The 18900-nt window shown below is 35.3% G+C and carries 21 protein-coding genes; 10 read left to right on the forward strand and 11 right to left on the reverse strand.

Translation table 11 applies throughout. The features are described from left to right. Position 1: 1 nt before the first annotated feature. Positions 2-883 carry a decaprenyl-phosphate phosphoribosyltransferase gene (locus B9T31_RS16210; protein ID WP_086182974.1) on the reverse strand — a complete coding sequence of 294 codons (882 nt, stop codon included), beginning with the start codon at positions 881-883 and terminating at the stop codon, positions 2-4. 28 nt (positions 884-911) lie between these two features. On the opposite strand from B9T31_RS16210, the gene B9T31_RS16215 reads away from it, so the two are divergent. The 3 genes from B9T31_RS16215 to B9T31_RS16225 are packed head-to-tail and all read left to right on the forward strand — an operon-like array spanning position 912 to position 3374. After that, the gene (locus tag B9T31_RS16215) at positions 912-1316 is read left to right on the forward strand and encodes a GtrA family protein (RefSeq protein ID WP_086182975.1); all 405 of its coding nucleotides are present in this window, start codon (positions 912-914) and stop codon (positions 1314-1316) included. A 3-nt stretch (positions 1317-1319) separates the two neighbouring features. Continuing rightward, positions 1320-2618, forward strand: coding sequence for an FAD-binding oxidoreductase (locus B9T31_RS16220; protein ID WP_086182976.1), 1299 nt, complete (start codon positions 1320-1322; stop codon positions 2616-2618). Then, the gene (locus tag B9T31_RS16225) at positions 2619-3374 is read left to right on the forward strand and encodes an SDR family NAD(P)-dependent oxidoreductase (RefSeq protein ID WP_086182977.1); all 756 of its coding nucleotides are present in this window, start codon (positions 2619-2621) and stop codon (positions 3372-3374) included. Positions 3375-3415: 41 nt separating this feature from the next. Here the strand turns inward: B9T31_RS16225 and B9T31_RS16230 are convergent, their stop codons facing one another. The 8 genes from B9T31_RS16230 to miaB all read right to left on the reverse strand — a co-directional run bounded on the left by B9T31_RS16230 (position 3416) and on the right by miaB (position 9752). Then, positions 3416-3784 carry a hypothetical protein gene (locus B9T31_RS16230; protein ID WP_086182978.1) on the reverse strand — a complete coding sequence of 123 codons (369 nt, stop codon included), beginning with the start codon at positions 3782-3784 and terminating at the stop codon, positions 3416-3418. A gap of 161 nt (positions 3785-3945) precedes the next feature. Then, positions 3946-4521: a xanthine phosphoribosyltransferase gene (locus tag B9T31_RS16235; RefSeq protein WP_086182979.1), complete on the reverse strand. Its 576-nt coding sequence runs from the start codon at positions 4519-4521 to the stop codon at positions 3946-3948. A gap of 89 nt (positions 4522-4610) precedes the next feature. Then, positions 4611-5312, reverse strand: a complete 702-nt coding sequence (locus B9T31_RS16240) for a DUF3108 domain-containing protein (protein ID WP_086182980.1) — start codon at positions 5310-5312, stop codon at positions 4611-4613. A 92-nt stretch (positions 5313-5404) separates the two neighbouring features. After that, entirely contained in the window at positions 5405-6076 is a 672-nt protein-coding gene (locus B9T31_RS16245; protein ID WP_086182981.1) for a hypothetical protein, read from the reverse strand. A 231-nt stretch (positions 6077-6307) separates the two neighbouring features. After that, positions 6308-6601 (reverse strand): antibiotic biosynthesis monooxygenase family protein, encoded by a 294-nt coding sequence (locus B9T31_RS16250; protein WP_086182982.1) that lies wholly within the window; start codon positions 6599-6601, stop codon positions 6308-6310. 61 nt (positions 6602-6662) lie between these two features. After that, positions 6663-7145 carry an rRNA maturation RNase YbeY gene (gene ybeY / locus B9T31_RS16255; protein WP_086182983.1) on the reverse strand — a complete coding sequence of 161 codons (483 nt, stop codon included), beginning with the start codon at positions 7143-7145 and terminating at the stop codon, positions 6663-6665. Positions 7146-7170: 25 nt separating this feature from the next. Continuing rightward, positions 7171-8256: a PhoH family protein gene (locus tag B9T31_RS16260; protein WP_086182984.1), complete on the reverse strand. Its 1086-nt coding sequence runs from the start codon at positions 8254-8256 to the stop codon at positions 7171-7173. Between the two features lie 41 nt (positions 8257-8297). Further along, positions 8298-9752, reverse strand: a complete 1455-nt coding sequence (gene miaB / locus B9T31_RS16265; RefSeq protein WP_086182985.1) for a tRNA (N6-isopentenyl adenosine(37)-C2)-methylthiotransferase MiaB — start codon at positions 9750-9752, stop codon at positions 8298-8300. 407 nt (positions 9753-10159) lie between these two features. On the opposite strand from miaB, the gene B9T31_RS16270 reads away from it, so the two are divergent. The 4 genes from B9T31_RS16270 to B9T31_RS16285 all read left to right on the forward strand — a co-directional run bounded on the left by B9T31_RS16270 (position 10160) and on the right by B9T31_RS16285 (position 14476). Then, positions 10160-12049, forward strand: coding sequence for a lytic transglycosylase domain-containing protein (locus tag B9T31_RS16270; RefSeq protein WP_228146072.1), 1890 nt, complete (start codon positions 10160-10162; stop codon positions 12047-12049). A 27-nt stretch (positions 12050-12076) separates the two neighbouring features. Further along, positions 12077-12733: a ribonuclease I gene (locus B9T31_RS16275; RefSeq protein ID WP_139840935.1), complete on the forward strand. Its 657-nt coding sequence runs from the start codon at positions 12077-12079 to the stop codon at positions 12731-12733. Between the two features lie 310 nt (positions 12734-13043). After that, complete coding sequence (locus B9T31_RS16280) at positions 13044-14030, forward strand: malate dehydrogenase (protein ID WP_086182988.1); 987 nt, start codon at positions 13044-13046, stop codon at positions 14028-14030. A 188-nt stretch (positions 14031-14218) separates the two neighbouring features. After that, positions 14219-14476, forward strand: coding sequence for a DUF2789 family protein (locus tag B9T31_RS16285; RefSeq protein WP_086182989.1), 258 nt, complete (start codon positions 14219-14221; stop codon positions 14474-14476). Positions 14477-14544: 68 nt separating this feature from the next. On the opposite strand, the gene B9T31_RS16290 is transcribed toward B9T31_RS16285, so the two are convergent. Further along, entirely contained in the window at positions 14545-15072 is a 528-nt protein-coding gene (locus tag B9T31_RS16290; RefSeq protein ID WP_086182990.1) for a hypothetical protein, read from the reverse strand. A 57-nt stretch (positions 15073-15129) separates the two neighbouring features. Then, a complete protein-coding gene (locus tag B9T31_RS16295) occupies positions 15130-15732 on the reverse strand; it encodes a 2OG-Fe(II) oxygenase (protein WP_086182991.1) in 603 nt (200 codons plus the stop codon). A 117-nt stretch (positions 15733-15849) separates the two neighbouring features. Between B9T31_RS16295 and B9T31_RS16300 the strand changes: the two genes are divergently transcribed. From B9T31_RS16300 to B9T31_RS16310, 3 genes are read left to right on the forward strand one after another with little or no spacing between them, the layout of a single operon-like run. Further along, the gene (locus B9T31_RS16300) at positions 15850-16707 is read left to right on the forward strand and encodes a 23S rRNA (adenine(2030)-N(6))-methyltransferase RlmJ (RefSeq protein WP_086182992.1); all 858 of its coding nucleotides are present in this window, start codon (positions 15850-15852) and stop codon (positions 16705-16707) included. 42 nt (positions 16708-16749) lie between these two features. After that, positions 16750-17574 (forward strand): CDP-diacylglycerol--serine O-phosphatidyltransferase, encoded by an 825-nt coding sequence (gene pssA / locus B9T31_RS16305; protein WP_086182993.1) that lies wholly within the window; start codon positions 16750-16752, stop codon positions 17572-17574. A 22-nt stretch (positions 17575-17596) separates the two neighbouring features. Further along, positions 17597-18685, forward strand: a complete 1089-nt coding sequence (locus B9T31_RS16310) for a DUF6670 family protein (RefSeq protein WP_086182994.1) — start codon at positions 17597-17599, stop codon at positions 18683-18685. Positions 18686-18900: the final 215 nt, after the last annotated feature.

Below are 18900 nucleotides of genomic sequence, written 5' to 3' on the forward strand. Positions count from 1 at the left end.
TTTACATGGTTGGAAGTAAAACCCAGATACAATATGCAACCCATGCAAAAACAGTACCTAAAATTTGCCAGTCTTGGATAATAACGTCAGTCGGAGATTCACCTTCTTCTAATGTTTCGACAATAAACCAGTATCGATATAAACCAAACATTACAAAAGGTATCGTCATGACTAATTGGGGCTGAACATCCATCACATATAGACTGTAGAACACAATAGCAGTAACCGCAGACATTTCAGCAAATCGATCAATTAGAGATACAGAATAATGTTCTAGAACACCTCGACTTTGCGTACCACTATTGATTAACTCCTGACGTCTTTTAATGGATGCAAGATACAATGAAATACTTAACGTGGTGACGAACATCCAATTTGATACGGGAATTTCTAATGCAACAGCACCCGCATATACGCGTAATACAAATCCAAATGCAACAATAAATATTTCAATCACTGGTTCATGTTTTAGTTTGAATGTATATGCCCAGTTTAAAATTAAATATGTGGTAATGACATAAATGAGTTTAGGATGATAAATCCAAGCAAAAGCTAATGAGCAATAAATAACGATGAGTAGAGCAATTGCACTTTTAGGAGATACTGCACCAGAAGCGAGGGGTCTTTTATGACATTTTTCAGGATGAGCTCGATCTTTATCAATATCTTTTAAATCATTAACGATATATACAGCTGAAGCTGCTAAGCAAAATAATAATGCTGCAAATATTGTAGATTCAACAGCGTGCCAATTTAAGAATAAACCTGAAAAGATTAAAGGAGCAAATACAAAGCTATTTTTAACCCATTGTTTGGGTCGTATAAGTTTTGTTAGACCTCTAATTTCTTCTAGAATAGATTTTTTTACTGCTATATTATGCATACTTCTAAAACACTTATTTTTAACATAAATGACAAATATTTTTAAACTATCAATGCTCTATATTGTTTTTGCGATGATAGCGACCCTCTTAAATATACTATCACAGCAAATAATTGTGATGTTTTATTTTGGTAAATTTTATATAATAATTTCTATGCTGTTTGGCACAATTGTCGGACTATTTGTGAAATATTTTTTAGATAAAAAGTATATTTTTAAATATCAAGTTAACAATATAAAACATAATAGCCAACTATTTTTATTATATTCTTTGATGGGGCTATTAACAACATTTATATTTTGGGGATTTGAATTATCATTTTATTATATATTTGAAGATAAAAATATGCGTTATATTGGTGGAATAATTGGGTTAATAATAGGCTATATGTCTAAGTATTTCCTCGATAAGAAATATGTGTTTAGGGTTTGATATATGCAGATAATTCAAGCATGGGGTAGACTATCTAAAAATAAACAGAACATTATTTATTTAAAAGAATATACTGATATTTTGAGAAAATTTGAAAATAATAAACTTGGAATAATGCGTGGTTTAGGGCGTAGTTATGGTGATGTTGCTTTAAATCATCTTGGAAATTTATGGCTTGGGCAGGGACTAAATCATTTAATTTCTTTTGATGTAAATACTGGAATTTTAAATTGTGAGGCAGGTACAAGCTTACAAGATATTCATAGAACATTAATACCACAAGGGTGGATGCTAGCAGTTACCCCTGGGACACAAATGATTACTGTTGGTGGTGCAATTGCAAATGATGTACATGGAAAAAATCACCATGCATTTGGAACATTTGGTGATCATGTATTAGAAATAACGCTATTAAGAACAACGGGTGAGATATTTATTTGTTCTCGTCAAAAACATTCTGAATTATTTTTCGCTACAATAGGTGGAATTGGCTTAACAGGCGTTATTTTAAGTGCAAAAATTCAATTACGGACAATAAAAGGTCCTTGGTTAGAATCTGAAACCATTCCATATTACAACTTAAATGAATTTTTTGAATTAGCTGATGGTTCAGAGCAAGATTGGGAACATACGGTATCTTGGGTGGATTGTATGAATGGCGCAAATGCTCGTGGTCTTTTTATGCGTGCAAACTTAAGCGATGAATCATACCAATCAGCGCCAGTAATTAAAGATAAAACCTTTCCTCTATCTCCACCCATTTCAATGGTAAATAGTGTAAGTTTACCATTATTCAATTTTGCATATTTTCATAAAAATCGCTTACAGAAAGGAAAAAAAATCGTTCATTATGAACCGTTCTTTTATCCATTAGATGCCATTCATGAATGGAATAAAATGTATGGACCAAAAGGCTTCTATCAGTATCAAAGTGTTGTACCGAGAAATGTTGGTAGTGATGCAACAAAAGAGATGTTAAAGGCAATTAAAAAGTCTGGGGAAGGTTCATTTCTTGCTGTTTTAAAAACGTTTGGTGAACGGACATCCGGTGGCTTATTAAGTTTCCCTGAACCTGGTGTCACGTTAGCGCTCGATTTTCCAAATCGAGGAAAACGAACAGAAAAACTGTTTGAAGTACTTGATGCAATTGTTAAAGAAGCACATGGAAAGTTATATTTAGCAAAAGATGCACGCATGCCAAAAACATTATTTGAGAAAGGTTATCCTTTATTTAATGAGTTCTTGAAATATAAAGACCCCGGTATTAGTTCAGAAATGTCACGAAGATTATTAGGTGTATAAATGTCACAGAAACAAAAAATTCTTATTATTGGTGGCACTTCTGCGATTGCGGAACATTGCGTAAGACAATGGTTATCAAAAGAAAATGCTGAAATTATTTTAGTAGGGCGAGGTATTGAAAAATTAACACGAACAGCAAATGATTTAAAGGTTCGATACCCTTCCACAGAGATCCAACTTCAAGAAGTTGACTTTTTATCGACAATATCTATTCAAGCATGTATTGAACAGGCATTTGCAATATCCCCAGTTGATATTGCATTGGTTGCACATGGTACTCTACCAAATCAGGAGTCATGTGAAAATGATATTAATATTGCCAAACAAGCAATTGAAGTAAATGCATTATCTCCAGTTCTTTTTGCTGAAGAAATTTTGAAAAAGATGATTCAAGAAGATCATGGTCGCTTAGCTGTTATTGGTTCTGTTGCAGGCGATAGAGGTCGAAAATCTAATTATGTTTATGGTGCTTCAAAAGCATTAATTGATAAATATTTGGAAGGGGTTCAGCATCGTTTAGCACTGATTGGATCAAAAGTAACAGCAACTTTAATTAAACCTGGACCAACAGCAACACCTATGACTGCAGAAATTTCAGGAAAAGGAAAGCTTGCATCTCCAGAACATGTTGCAAAGGAGATTGTCGAGGGTGTTTCAAAAGGGAAACGAGTGATTTATGCACCAAGTAAGTGGCTAATTATTATGCTAATTATTAAAAATCTACCATTCTTTTTGTTTAAAAAAATGGATATTTAAACGAGTCATTTTCAAAAAGGAGAGGTAAGTTATCTCTCTTTTTATTGGCTGTAAATTTCTTTAAATCGACAGTTACATTGTTTGCACTTAAAATCTAAGAAAATATTTTTATCTATAATGACGCCTGCTTTTTTTCCGTAAATATTTCCTAAAAATCCACCTGTAATGCCAACACCAATTGCACCCACAAAAGTACCAACTGTACCGCCAATAATAATACCTAGAGGTCCTGCAACAGCAGTGCCAATTGCTGCGCCAATCGACGCGCCTGACGCTGCACCTCCGACAGTTCCTGCTGTAGCGCCCGCGGAAGAAAGCAAGACGCCACCAAGTTTTCTTAATTGTTGTTCATGATTGCGTTGTTCAATATCAGTGGATTTGCATTTAGGGCATTGAATAGGAGACGGCATGATAAAATTCCATATATTACGCATACTCATCATAAGAGGTTTTATTCAAAATGAATATTAAAATATGTTTTAATTCTTTCCAAAAAAATACCTGATATTTCATCAGGCATTTAAAGTTCATAGAAACTTTGGTTTTATTGAGTGTGAGCAAATACGAATCGTTAGTCAGACTCAAACTCTACACGGCCATTGGCTAAAGATTTGACTCGAGCCAATGATTCTACACGGTATCCTTTTTCCAATAATAGATCGCGACCAGGTTGGAATGATTTTTCAATCACAATACCAATTCCAATAACTTCAGCATTTGCTTGATGAATAAGATCAGCTAATCCTAAAGCAGCTTGCCCATTGGCGAGAAAATCATCGATGACTAAAACTTTGTCTGTTGCACTGATATGTTTATTTGAAATCGCAATCGTGCTTTCAATTTGTTTCGTAAAAGAAAATACTTTAGAGCGATATAAATCATCTTTCAAAGTCAAGGATTGATATTTTCGTGCAAAGATGACTGGAACACCGAGCTCTAAGCCCGCCATAACTGCAGGTGCAATGCCTGAAGCTTCAATCGTAATGATTTTGGTAATGCCCGATTCTTTAAAAAGACGAGCAAACTCTTGACCAATGAGTTGCATCATTACTGGATCGATTTGGTGATTTAAGAAAGAATCGACTTTGAGAACTTCTTCAGATAGGACGATACCTTCAGCTAAGATTTTCTGTTCTAGTGCATGCACGGGAGAATCCTCAGGAGCAGGTGCTTGTATAAGCAAAAGCGTATTTTAAAAATCACATAAAAAAAAGCAAGCAAAATTGAGTAAATCAATCATTTTTTTGAATTTTGATATTCATTGAGCAATATACTATATGAAAAATTTTTATCAATATGTAATGCTTTCACTGGTAAATAATTTAAAACAGGAGCAAGCCAAAAAGTAGTTTGACGGTTGGAGTCATCATGCGTCATGCTTATTTTTAGTGTCTCATAAGTGCCGATAGGGGTTGTAATATTTTCCAGACCTTCAGGTGTAATTTGTAACATTTTAGTTTTTTTCATGCCAGCCACTAAATATTCATTTTTGAGCTGTTGGTTTTTTAAATCTTCTCGAATTTGTAATTCAATATTAAGTTCATCAAGGACATTCTTTTCTAAGGGATAAGCGTAGCTTGCTTTATTATCTTGAGTGAAAATCATCTTTTTTGAGACATCAAAGGTGATGCTATTTTGAGTATTGAAAAAAAATAGTTTGGTATTTCTATTAAAAAATTCAGATTGGATTGATGTATTATTTTGTGTAAATTTACTCTGTGCAGATGCATGAATAAACTCACTTGAAGTTGCAGTAAAACTATAATTCCATTCGTTATTTATATTTTTTAATGTGCTTGTCGCTGTACCTAATTGTTTTCCATTGTAGTCAACTAGATAAATTGCTCGGAATGGTTCTAAAGCATATACAGTACTCCCGATGAATAGGGCGGAAATGGTAATTATAGATTTAAGAATTTGTCGATTTTTTTTTAGCATGAATTGAAAAACGCTTATATGAGAAAATTTTACATGAATATTATTTTGTGTTGAATCGTGAGATAGATGTTATTTATATAGTGATAAATCATTTAAATTGGCTGATTTTGCTCTTCAACAATAGTAAATTCGGTTAAATCAGGTTCAACCGTGTATTTGGTGATGTGACCAAAAAGAGGCGCTAAATTTACATTACCGAGTACAATAAGTTCACCCTCTCTTAATACTGCATGATTAACGTGAACTTTGGATAAGGTATCAATAATTGAATCACTTTTCCCCATCCAGCGATTTAAATCTAAGTGCAGTAAATCATCTTTAACTTTCAATACATCCAATTTTTCTAAAATAATTCCCAGAGGATCTTTATTTAAAACTTTTTGATAAAAAAATACAGCAAGGAGCACACCCCATTTATGAAAGATAGTTGGATATTTTGCTTGTACGATGCTGGTGTCACTGATTTGTTCAAAAACAACAAGTTGTGTTCTGTTGGTCATTTCCATTTGTAATAGTTTTAAATCAACAGAAAGGGTGATATCTAAACCTTGATAATTTAATGTTGCATATAAACGCAACCAATCATCGTGTAAGTCAGCGTGTAAATCTTTCAACATTTTGACATTATCTGTGACAAAGCGTCGAAAAGTCGCATTTAAAAAGGCTTCAGATAGTGGGAATTCTCTTTCATCTTCAATAAACCCTTCTGCTTTTCTATAGGCATATTGCATATACTTAGAAATATTTGATATCAGAGTTTGCATAAAGAGCATTCCAAGTCGTTGAATTTTAAATAAACACGCTTAAATTTAATGAAAAGCATTCGAATAAGATAGGCAGTTTAGCAAATTAAATGAATTTCTATTGAAAATAACAAAACATTTTTTAATTTAACTTTAAGTTTCGATCATTTCAATCCTTTGTATGGAACTGACATGATAGATTAAATTGAAAGTTTCTTCACTATAGAGCGATTAGGGAAATAATTTTAGTGATTATGGGCTTTTATACTGACGCTGAATTTCACAAATTTCGATTTCAAAGTTGTGATACCATTTTTCTTTTCCTTGTTGCTGCGTTAATTGATGTTCTGTATCTAATCGCCATGCTCGAATATCTTCAAGGCTATTCCAGTAAGAAAGGGCGAATTCTTTTTTTTCTAAACAAAAAGATTCAAACTTTTGACAGTTAAATTGTTGCAGAGCATTATTACGTAGATTTTCTGCGGTTGCATTATATTCATGATCAAAATTACGGATGCTCGCTTTAAAAATAACAACGTATTTCATTTTATTTCTCTATAAAAATTATGATTTAACGTATAAAAAAGCGAGCCTGAGCTCGCTTGTTTCATTCTAATTCCAGATAAGGGTTTTCAAATCCTAATTTCTTTAAAATTTCAATTTCTAAACTTTCCATTTCATTTGCATCTTCTTCAGATGTTTCATGATCATAACCCATTAAATGCAGTGTGCCATGAACCAACATATGCGTAAAATGCGTTAAAGGTGCTTTATTTTGTTCAAGGGCTTCATGAAGAACCACAGGAATACAAATCACTAAGTCACCGAGAGGAAACACATCTAAAACTTGTGCCATTTCATCTGGAAGATCACTGGAAAAAGATAAGACATTGGTAGGCTTATCTTTTCCTCGGTATTCTAGATTAAGTTTACGACTTTCATCATTACTCACACAAGCAATGCCAATTTCACAGTCACTTTGCGTATGAATATGACGTAACGTTATTTCTACAACTTTTTTAAGATAAGCACGTTTCAAAACTAATTCAGGGCTTTGAATATCCTGTTGTAGGGTAAGACTGAGTTTCAAAAATTATCCTTCAATATTTACAATTTTAAACTTCATGCTGAGCATCTGCAGCAGCATTATTTTCAGTGACTAACGCGTCTTGAAGCGCTTTTCGTTCAGCACGTGCCTCAGTGCTTAAGCGTTGCTGTACGCTGTCCCAACCCTCATACGCTTCAACAATTTTTTGTACTAACTGATGGCGTACGACATCTCTAGAATGAAAATGTGTAATGTGAATTTCTTTCACATTTTCAAGCACGCGAAGGGCATGAGAAAGACCAGACTGTTGACCGCGCGGTAAGTCGACTTGAGTAACATCACCTGTGATGACCGCACGTGATCCAAAACCTAAGCGTGTGAGGAACATTTTCATTTGCTCGGGCGTGGTATTTTGTGCTTCATCTAAAATGACAAAAGAGTGATTTAGGGTGCGTCCACGCATATAGGCTAAAGGAGCTACTTCAATCACTTGGCGTTCAATAAGTTTGGCAACTTTTTCAAAACCAAGCATTTCATATAACGCATCGTATAGTGGACGCAGATAGGGATCAATTTTTTGAGTTAAATCACCCGGTAAGAAACCAAGTTTTTCTCCAGCTTCAACCGCAGGGCGAACTAATAAAATACGTTGAATTTCATTTCGTTCTAACATATCGACCGCAGCTGCGACAGCGAGGTAGGTTTTTCCTGTACCTGCTGGTCCAACACCAAATGAAATATCACTTTGTAAAATGCGTTGCACATAACGTTTTTGGTTTGCACCGCGTGGATTAATACGACCTTTGCGCGTTTGTAGCCAAACTGCATCCAAACCCGTATGCTCTTGTTCTTCAAAATCTATTTCTTGTAATTCACGGTCAGTTTGACTGCCTTGAATCATGAGATGAAGCGTATCAGCGGTAATTTGTTGACTGGTTTCACTTTCTTCATGTAATCGATGCAGCAGGCTTTCAGTCCGTGTTACTGCATCAATTTCTCCATCAATAAAAAATGCATCCCCACGATGGGAAAGTTTGACATCTAAACGTTGTTCGATTTGCTTCAAATGACCGTTATATGCACCTAAAATGCTTTGTAAACGATCATTTGAAAGGCCAGGAAAAGTTACTGTACGTCGAATCGCTGCAGTCAAGAGAATTCCTTTTATAAAGTAGACTAATTTATAGCTCTACATTACGCCACGTCAGGCTCAAGATTCAAGAGTTCACCATAAACTAAATTTAAAGTTTTTATCTCTGTTACCTCAATTTCTGCGAAACGACCGACCCAAGCAGCATCACCAATAAATGTTACTAAACGTGTATTGTCCGCAGTACCAACTAAAATATTCGGATCTTTGTCAGAGACGTTTTCAATGAGGACACGTTGAACAGTGCCTAGCATTGCATCAGTTTTTTCAATACTTGAACGCTTAATCCATTGCTGTACTTTAGCAAGACGTTCTTTTTTAACATCTTCAGGAATAATATCCTCAAGTTCTGATGCTGGAGTACCTGGTCGTTTTGAATAAATAAAACTATATGAATGATCAAAATCCATATCTTTAATAAATTGATAGGTTTCTTCGAAGTTTTCATCAGTTTCATTTGGGAAACCAATAATAAAGTCGGACGATAAGTGCATGTCGGGGCGCACTTTACGTAATTTTTTAATTTTTTCGATATAAACATCAATGGTGTGATTACGTTTCATTGCTTGCAGTACATCGTTTGAGCCACTTTGAACAGGCAAGTGCAGATGTGAAACCATTTGTGGTAAATCACGATAGCATTGAATTAAATCATCATTAAATTCTAAAGGATGTGAAGTGGTGTAGCGTAAACGTCCAATACCTGGAATTTCTGCAACTAAGCGTAATAAATCAGCAAAAGTACAGATTCCTCCTTCAAACGTTTCTCCTCTATAGCCATTAACATTTTGACCCAGTAGGGAAATTTCACGAACCCCTTTTTCAGCTAAGGTCGCAATTTCAGCTAGTACGTCATCTAATGGGCGAGAAACCTCTTCTCCTCGAGTATAAGGAACGACGCAGAAAGAGCAATATTTGGAACATCCTTCCATAATAGAAACAAATGCTTTGTAGCCTTCCACACGTGGCTCAGGTAAAAAATCAAATTTTTCAATGTCAGGAAAAGAAATATCCACCAATTTGATTTTATCTTTTTTAGGTTTTTCAATTTGCTCAAAATGTTGATCTAACATTTGCGGTAAGCGGTGCAAAGTTTGTGGTCCAAAAATCATATCAACATAATTGGCACGTTTTTGAATGTTGTCACCTTCTTGAGAGGCAACACAACCGCCAACACCAATAATAAGATCAGGATTTTTTTCTTTCAGTTTACGCCAACGACCCAGTTCAGAAAAAACTTTTTCTTGTGCTTTTTCACGAATAGAACACGTATTCATGAGCAAGATATCGGCTTCCTTGGGATCGGTCGTTAAAATATAACCGTGAGAGTCGCCAAGAAGATCTGCCATACGATGACTGTCATACTCATTCATCTGACACCCTTGTGTTTCGATATACAGTTTTTTAACTGAATCGAGAACAGGGGTGTGCTGTGGCTGGGTAACAGTGTTTTCTGAGGCAGCTTGGGCACTATTGGGAATGATGGTTTGAACCGTCATGTAGGCTCCTAAAAATGAAAACAAAAAATTTAATTTGGATTGGCAATAAACTGTAGCTTATTCATATAAATAAAGAATACAGTATTGTATATGGCGACCAACTAAATTTGAAAATATATTGGAAGGCGCATATTTTAGCAGGAAAAGGGGGCAAACTTATAGCTTAAAATAATGATGTGATGCACATTGAATTTTACGATGAAAATGTTTGAAATTTAGTAGTGTTTAATCATAAGGTTACATAACAGAACAATACGACTGACTAAGAATAATTAAACTATATAGAAAATGGTAAAATTAAACATTTATGGGTTTGGGTAGTAAAAATGAGCAAGTACATGCTGAATATGCAGAAAAAGCAATTTAATATCGGTTCAAAGTTTGTATTGAGTTGTGCATCTGTATTTATGTTTTCGTCAGCATATGCAGCAGAAGAGCAATTTAGTGAAGCATTAAGAGCCGCAAATGCAGGAAATATCACCTCTCTCCAGCAGTATCAAATGTCAATGCAAAATGATGCATTAGGGTATTATCCTGAATATTGGATGCTCAATCGAAATCTTGCTTCTCAACCTGTAAGTGCCATTATTAGTTATGCTGAGCGCTATCCTCAATCGGCAATGGCTGAAAAGCTGTCCGCAGATTATGTGGAAGAGAAAGTAAAACAAGCTGATTTTACCGATGTTCAATTGGTTTTACCTTATGTTTCAAATCCAGATCAGGAAGAAAGCTGTGCAATTGCACAAGTGCGTGCACGAACTGGCGACCCGCTTGTTTTTTTAGAAAACAAAGAAGTGTGGCTCACAGCCAATACACAGCCCGAACCGTGTATCGGATTAGCACGTATGATGTTATCAAGTCCAATTATGACCAAAGAAGATCGTGAACATCGTTTATGGGTGCAACTCAGGTCAGGTCAAGGCGGGCAAGCAGTCGCAACTTCTCAAACATTAGGACTGAATCTTTCACTTGGGCAATTAAATATAATTCAAGCTGATCCTCTTAATTATTTATGGTCTGCACCTAAGTCGACAACAACAGATTATGCTTATTTGGTATATGCCATTGGGCGATTAGCTGACAGCGATTTGAATGGCGCGTTGTCTTCAGTAAAAAAAGCTGCGGAAGGAACACCTGAGAATGTACAAAAAGCGTTATACCGTACCGTAGGTTATGTTGGTGGTACAACGGTGATGAAGAATAATTTTAACCGTGAAGTATTGAATAATTTTGATGCCAGTTATGGCATGCCATTTAGTCATGAAGAAGCTGAAATTTATGCAAGGCAAGCTATTCGGTTTAGCGCTTGGGAAAGCTTAGTGCGAGCAATTGATGCAATGCCAGTAAATCAACAGCATGAAGATCGTTGGCAATATTGGCTGGCTCGAGCATATGAGCAACGTAATGATTCAGCATCTAAAGCAAAAGCACGAGAAATTTTCTTAAAATTATCACAAGGGGATGATTATCATAATTTATTGGCAAAAGATCATATTGGGCAAAATTATAAAGATTTTCCTGTAAATTATGAACCAACCGCTGCAGATATGCAGCGATTAAATCAAGATATTCATTTCCGTCGAGCGTTTACACTAAAATCAATTAATGCACCTGTTTTGTATGTGAACAGAGAATGGAATTGGGCAGTTCGTCAGGCCTATTTAAAGCACGATGATGGCTTGATTTTAGCTGCAGCCAAACGTGCAACCGATATGGGGTGGTATGATCGTGCAATTTATGCGGCAGATCGTACAACGAATAATCACAATTACATCTATAAATATGCAATGCCATATAAGAATTATGTTGTGTTGCATAGTCAAAATGCTGGTATAGATCCCGCATGGGCTTATGGCTTAATGCGACAAGAAAGTCGATTTAATATTGGTGCTCGTTCACATGTTGGTGCTGGCGGTTTAATGCAAGTTATGCCAGATACAGCAAAATTAATTGCGAGACAAATGGGGGAATCTTATAATCCAGCCGCATTAAGTGATATGAATACGAATATTCGATATGGCACTTTCTATTTATCGATGATTCAAAATCAATTAAGTGGTAGCTCTGTATTGGCAACAGCTGGGTATAATGCTGGTCCAAATCGGGCGCGCCGTTGGCAACCAGATTTTAAGACTTTAGCATCAGATCAGTATACAGAAACGATTCCTTTAGCAGAAACTCGCGACTATGTGAAACATGTAATGACCAATGCCACCCATTATGGCGTACTACTTGGACAAGGGGGGCAATCTATTGGAAATAGAATGAAAACCATTCCAGTAAGAGATAGCCAGTAGTGATTAGTTGAATGATTAGGTTTTTGAATGAATAAAGTATGTGGTCAGAAACGGCTTAAGGATTATTTTTTACTGTTTATGGGTAATATAATGCTGTGCATGATTGCATCTTCTATTCATGCAAATCCTGTCAGTGGCTATGTCATGGAAATACAAATGACTCCCGCAGTTTGTCTACTTGATGTAGAAAAAATGAAGAAGCGAGAATGCTTAGAAGGATATGCATTAAATATTTTAGGTTTGTATCCTGAAGTACGAACAGCAAATTGTAGGACAAATACCTCTGCAACCTTAGCCCCAATTCAAGCGAAAGTTGTGGCAAGTGTTATGCCCAATGAGTTTGTAAGAGAAAATCTTTGGCGAAGTGTGGGTGGATGTGTGCCAATGAATGCCAGTCAATATTTCAGAGCTGTCATTAACCTTGCAGATAAGCTCAATATTCCAGTCGTAATGACTCGACAGGAATCAACATTAATACAGCAAAATATGTTAAGAACAATGTTTCTTAAATTAAATGCAGGATTACCTGAAAGAGGGATTAGTTTTCAGTGCCGTAGTCATAAAAATGTAAGTTATTTGACGCATATTAAAATTTGCTATGATGCCAATGGGAAATATAAAAACTGTCCAGAAATCATTGAAAATCAATGTCAAAAATCGTTTGTTATCAAAGGAACATACTAATATTATTCAAAATTTAAAATGATATTTTCAGTTTCTTTTTATATGGTTTTATTCTGAGTAATTCAAAAATATGCTTATTTAGATCATTTTAAATACTTGAAACTTCTATTTTTAGAAGAGAAATTCAAACGTATTTTAGTTCTTTCATTAAATTTTATTCATATTTTCTATCAGACTTTTGTTGAAATACATTCTCTTTTACATGCATATCAGAAAGGATTGGAGTACAATCTTTGGCGTTTAAGATAATTAGATTAAATAGAACAGCTATTTAATTGTATTGACGATCCTCTCATTTGGAGATAATTACATGAAGCAACCTGTACGCGTTGCCGTTACTGGCGCAGCTGGTCAAATTGGTTACAGCCTATTATTCCGTATTGCAAGCGGTGAAATGCTTGGTAAAGACCAACCAGTTATTTTGCAATTGTTAGAAGTTCCTTTTGAGAAAGCTCAACAAGCGCTTAAAGGCGTGATGATGGAACTTCAAGACTGTGCATTCCCACTTCTTGTGGATATTGTTGGTACTGATGATCCTAAAGTTGCATTCAAAGATGCAGATTACGCGTTATTAGTTGGTTCGCGTCCACGTGGTCCTGGTATGGAACGTGCCGACTTATTAAAAGTAAATGGTGAAATTTTCATCGGTCAAGGTCAAGCACTGAATGAAGTTGCTAGCCGTGACGTTAAAGTACTTGTGGTTGGTAATCCAGCAAATACGAATGCTTACATTGCAATGAATTCTGCTCCAGATCTTCCTGCGAAAAACTTTACAGCAATGTTACGTCTTGACCATAACCGTGCAGCTTCTCAAATTGCAGCTAAAACAGGTAAAGCGGTTAAAGACATCAAAAAACTTACTGTTTGGGGTAACCACTCTCCTACAATGTATGCTGATTATCGTTTTGCTACGATCAATGGCGAAAGCGTGAAGGATACAATCAACGATCAAGAATGGAATGCAAATGTATTCCTTCCTACCGTTGGTAAGCGTGGTGCTGCAATTATTGAAGCTCGTGGTCTTTCTTCAGCTGCTTCAGCTGCAAATGCTGCAATTGATCATATGCGCGATTGGGCTCTTGGCACAAATGGCGAATGGGTAACAATGGGTATTCCATCAGATGGTTCTTATGGTATTCCTGAAGGTGTAATGTTCGGTTTCCCTGTTACAACAGAAAATGGCGAATATACAATTGTTCAAGGTCTTGAAATTGACGAATTCAGTCAAGAACGTATCAACCATACGTTGCAAGAATTAGAAGAAGAGCGTGCAGCAATTGCTGACATGCTTAAATAATTTAATTTTCGTTAATTAAATTGAAAAGCACTCTTTTAGAGTGCTTTTTTATTTTTAAATTACAGCTTTATATCGATATAAAAACACAATTTGAAACAACAAACTTCGGTTGATGACTAGGTTTTTTTTTATTCTTGATATAAGTTAATTAAATAATAAATGACAGAATACTTGATAAGGAGTGCGTGATGCTCAATCAAAATAAACCATCCTTAGCTTTATTATTTTCTCAATTAGGCTTAGCGAATAGCCCAGCCGCAATTGAACTGTATATTAGAACCCATCAGCTTAGTGCAGCACAAAATTTACATGATGCAGTATTTTGGAGTAAAGGACAGCGGGATTTTTTAATCAGTCATTTGGTGCAAGATGATGACTGGGCAATTTGGATTGATGAATTAAATCAACAATTGCATATGGATGCTTATAAATTACAACCCGTTTAACCCACTTTGAATATAAAAAATGCCTCTGATAAAGAGGCATTTTTTTGATAATGAAGAGCTTTAAATATTCAGTGCATTTTACTTTTTAAAATCTGTAGAAACCAATCTATTTTTCGATATTGAATAAATGCAGGATGTTGCTGTAATAAATCAAAATCAAACGCTTTGGTTTTACTATATTTCGTTAACCAGTGACGACAAAGGGCGGATTCATTTTTCACAGCTGAAGCGTATGCTAAAAAGAAATAAATATCTCCATTCGTGTCTGAAGTCATCGGCTTTAAAATTTGCTGAGTAATTAATGCAAACTTTTGTTCCTTGGTTATTTCGTAATACAACATATAGGCTTTAGCTAAGTGCAATGAGAGTTTAATATACAAACTCAGTGTTATTTCTTCAAATTCAATACGACTTTGTTCGAGAAGAACAATCGCTTCTTGTAGGAAATGAATTTGTTCTTGACGAACTTGACTGAGTGTCACTAACTGTAAGCGTAAGTCGCTACGTTCTAAGGCAAGTTCAGGTGTATTGCCTTGTAAATAGAGTTGGTCAGTTTCCCCAATACGTTGAATAATCGGTTGAATATGTTTTTGCATTAACGACTCCTCATCACAGTTAACTTTATATGAGGATGATTCATTGGATTTAAAGCGTTAAAAAATAGGATGATCATTGCGAAGCCAAGCAGTAATTGAAAAACGTTGATGTTTTGCTTGTAACACTTCGTGCATTAAATCACTTTGAAAAAGTGCGATACGATTTGGTTTAGGCGAAATGATATGCCATTGTTTATTTTTATCTTGCAAGTGAAGCTCGCCTCCCCAACCATCCTGCCATTCATCATGTAAATAGTACACGGTGGAAATCGTACGTCCATTTTTTCCTTGAGGATTATCGCGGTGGAGTGCATAAAATTCTCCAGCGTTATAGCAAGCAAAATGCGCTTCAACGTCATGGATACCTAAGAAAAATGCGCGATTAAATTGTTCTGCTAAATAATTTAAAGTTTGAATATGTTGCTGAGCAATTGTGAAATGATCATTGATCCATAAAATATGGTCGCTTCGGATATTACTGACGACACCATTTTGAATGGCTGCATTTCGAAATTGATTGAGGTGGGAGATGCATTCTTTGGTTAATGAATGTCTATATTCTTGTGTATAGATATGATCAATAATACTAAAACCGTGTTGATCTAAATTATCTAAAATTTGATCAACCGGTAAATCCTTTGGGATAATCATTTTTTCCATGTATAAAACCTCTATAAAAGTTATAAAAAAAGGTGAGATATTCTAGAGCAAGAATAGCATCTGAACGAAACTATTTTTCATGCTAAAATGTCGGTTGATATTAGGAATTAATGAAACATGAATTACCGTCACCATTTTCATGCTGGTAACTTTGCTGATGTAATGAAGCATGTATTATTGCTTCAATTATTAAATAGATTGAACACGAAAGATAAACCATATCGTTATGTAGATACGCATGGTGGTGCAGGTAAATATGATTTAGCTTCTTCTGAGGCACAAAAATCGGGTGAATTTTTAACGGGAATTCATCGTCTTGTTAAACTTGATGATTCAATTAAGCGAAATGCACCTGAAGGTGTTCAGCAATATTTAAAAGTTGTTGAACAAATGCGTGCAAATTTTGGTAAGGGTGCTTACCCAGGTTCACCATGGTTTGCTTTGCAAGGGATGCGTGAGATAGATAAAGCCACTATTTTTGAAATGCAGCGCGATGTCTATCAACAGTTACGTCATAATATTTTTGACAAGCGTGCAGGTTTGCATGAACGTGATGCATACGAAGGTTTGTTAGGTGTTATACCACCGAAAGAAAAGCGCGGCTTGGTCATGATTGACCCTCCTTATGAGTTAGAGCGCAAAGATTTTCCGCAATTGGTCAATCTTTTGGTAGCAGCTTATAAGAAATGGCCAACGGGGGTATTTGCTGTATGGTATCCAATTAAAGATCGTGCAATGATAGAACGGTTTGAAAAGAAGATGTATAAAACAGGAATTCGCCGTCAATTGATTTGTGAAGTTTGTGTTTGGCCAGATGATACGCCAGTGGGTTTAAATGGATGCGGTTTACTTGTTATTAATCCACCATGGAAATTTTCTGAAGATGCGGATGAAGCACTTCAATGGTTATTCCCACATTTGCGTATGAGTGAAAATGGTGGACATGCCGCTGTGCGCTGGTTGGTTGGCGAATAAGTTTTAATGAATATAATGATAGGTCGTAGTTAGGATCGAAGAATGACTAATACAAATAAGCCTGAAGGGGATTTTTCCACAAACGATAATTCATTCGATGGAATTACATTTGAAGTCGTGGAGGAAGAGCATACCAATGAAGGAAATAAAGTGAAGCGTCGGGGCATCTATCTATGGCCTAATCTGATTACGACTCTTGCATTGCTTTCAGGCTTCTACTCCATTATTGCAAGTATGAATGGAGACTTTAGACAGGCCATTTTTGCAATATTCTTTGCTGCTTTATTTGATGGATTGGATGGGCGAGTAGCACGGGCAATCGGTGCACAAAGTCCATTTGGAGAGCAGTTTGACTCCTTATCAGATTTACTGGCATTTGGGATAGCACCTGCAATTTTGATGTACAGTTGGAGTTTGCATGATTTAGGGCGAATTGGGTTAGCGTGTTGTTTTGTGTATACCGCTTGTGCAGCATTTCGTTTAGCACGATTTAATGTGCAAATTGGAATTGTAGATAAGCGATATTTCATTGGTGTTGCAAGCCCATTAGCAGCGATTATTATTATTTCATCTGTTTTAGTTGGATTGGATTATTCAGAAGTTTTTGATTTAAAAGAAAAAGGCATACAGATTTATAATGTCATACTAATCGTTACAGTTGGACTATTGATGATTTCAAACATCAAGTACTATTCTTTTAAAACAATTGATCGTAAAAGAGTACCTTTTGCAGTACTGCCATTAAGTGTTTTTATTATTGCTGTTATTACTTACGATATTCCTGTAGGTATTTTAATACTTTCTATAATTTATGCATTATCTGGTTTTTTTACGACATTTTTTGCAAGAAAGAGTGCTAATACATAACGAAGAATAAAAGGAGTTTGGTATGCGGCTGTTTCAAGATTTCTTAGATCAGTCTAAACAGCTGAATCAAACTCCTAAACATAAACGAATATTTAAAAAAACAGATTTTATTTATCATGCACCAAATAAACAATATAAAGTGATTTTTATTGGATTAAAAATTCCAAACTTACCCGCACCTCTGCATTATTTAAATTTCTTTAGTACGATTGGTATACCAAACTCAGCCGTTTTTTTGAATCAAAGTGCGATCAAAACAACTGTGTTAGATACAGCAACGACATTGGTCAGTACCAGCCCTCATATGGTTGGACAGCTCAGTGCGTATTCGATTAAAAAAGACTGTTATTTAAATGAGCAAGATCTTCAGTTTGGACATCGAGAAAGTATTTCAGGTAGTTTAACCAATATTAATATACAAAGAATGAATGATGAGCTTAGTTTTGATTTGCAAATTTGTGCATTATCGCCATCGTTATATTTTTCAAAGTTGAAATTTAATTTAGCTGAGTTTTGGTCATTGCCTGCCATGTGTAAAGGTGAGCTATTTTATAAACAACAAAGATATGAGATTGAGGGGTTAGCTAGTTTTGAGTTTGCCAAAAGTAGAAATCTTTCTTATATGTCATGCGCCTTCTATGTGTATCAGTTAATCAATCTTGATGAACAACGACAAATAATTTTTACTCAATATCGGGATTCTTTTAATCATTTGATTTCCTCACGTATTTATATAAGAAACATTCTCCAAGATGATCTTCAATTTTTTGATGAGCAAGTTCAATTCAATATTAAAAGAATATATCCACAAATTAAAACGCCAAATGGTCAAATTATGTATTTACCACGTGAATTTGAGTGGCTATATCAAGATGAGAAGATATCAATACAGTTAGAGGGATGCTGTCGAGGAGATTTTAAGTTTGGACTAGGAGCAGGCTTTGTCGGAAGTTTTTATTATACGTTGACAATGAATAACGAAGTATTTGAAGGTACTGGTGGGTATTGTGAATACATTGATTGTCGTGCACTACGATGGCAAGAACAAAATAAAGAAGAAAGTTTGATTAATAAAATTGAGCAAGTTGCGCCAATAATGATCAAAAAATAAAATAAAACAGTATTTTTGCACACAAAGTATTCACTTGATAGTAAATTTAAGAACAAATTTGATTTAGGGGTTGCATTGGAATGGGGATGGTGTAGAATGCACATCCATCGGCGGTGATGTTGATTAAAACTTGTTGAGAAACAAGGATTTAGCCTTAAGTGGTAAGATCTGAGAGTTTTGAGAAGGTTTTAAAAGATTAACAAAACTAGTTGACT

Origin of the sequence: Acinetobacter sp. ANC 4558 (assembly GCF_002135375.1) — a bacterium.
In the GTDB taxonomy this organism is placed as follows: Bacteria; Pseudomonadota; Gammaproteobacteria; order Pseudomonadales; family Moraxellaceae; genus Acinetobacter.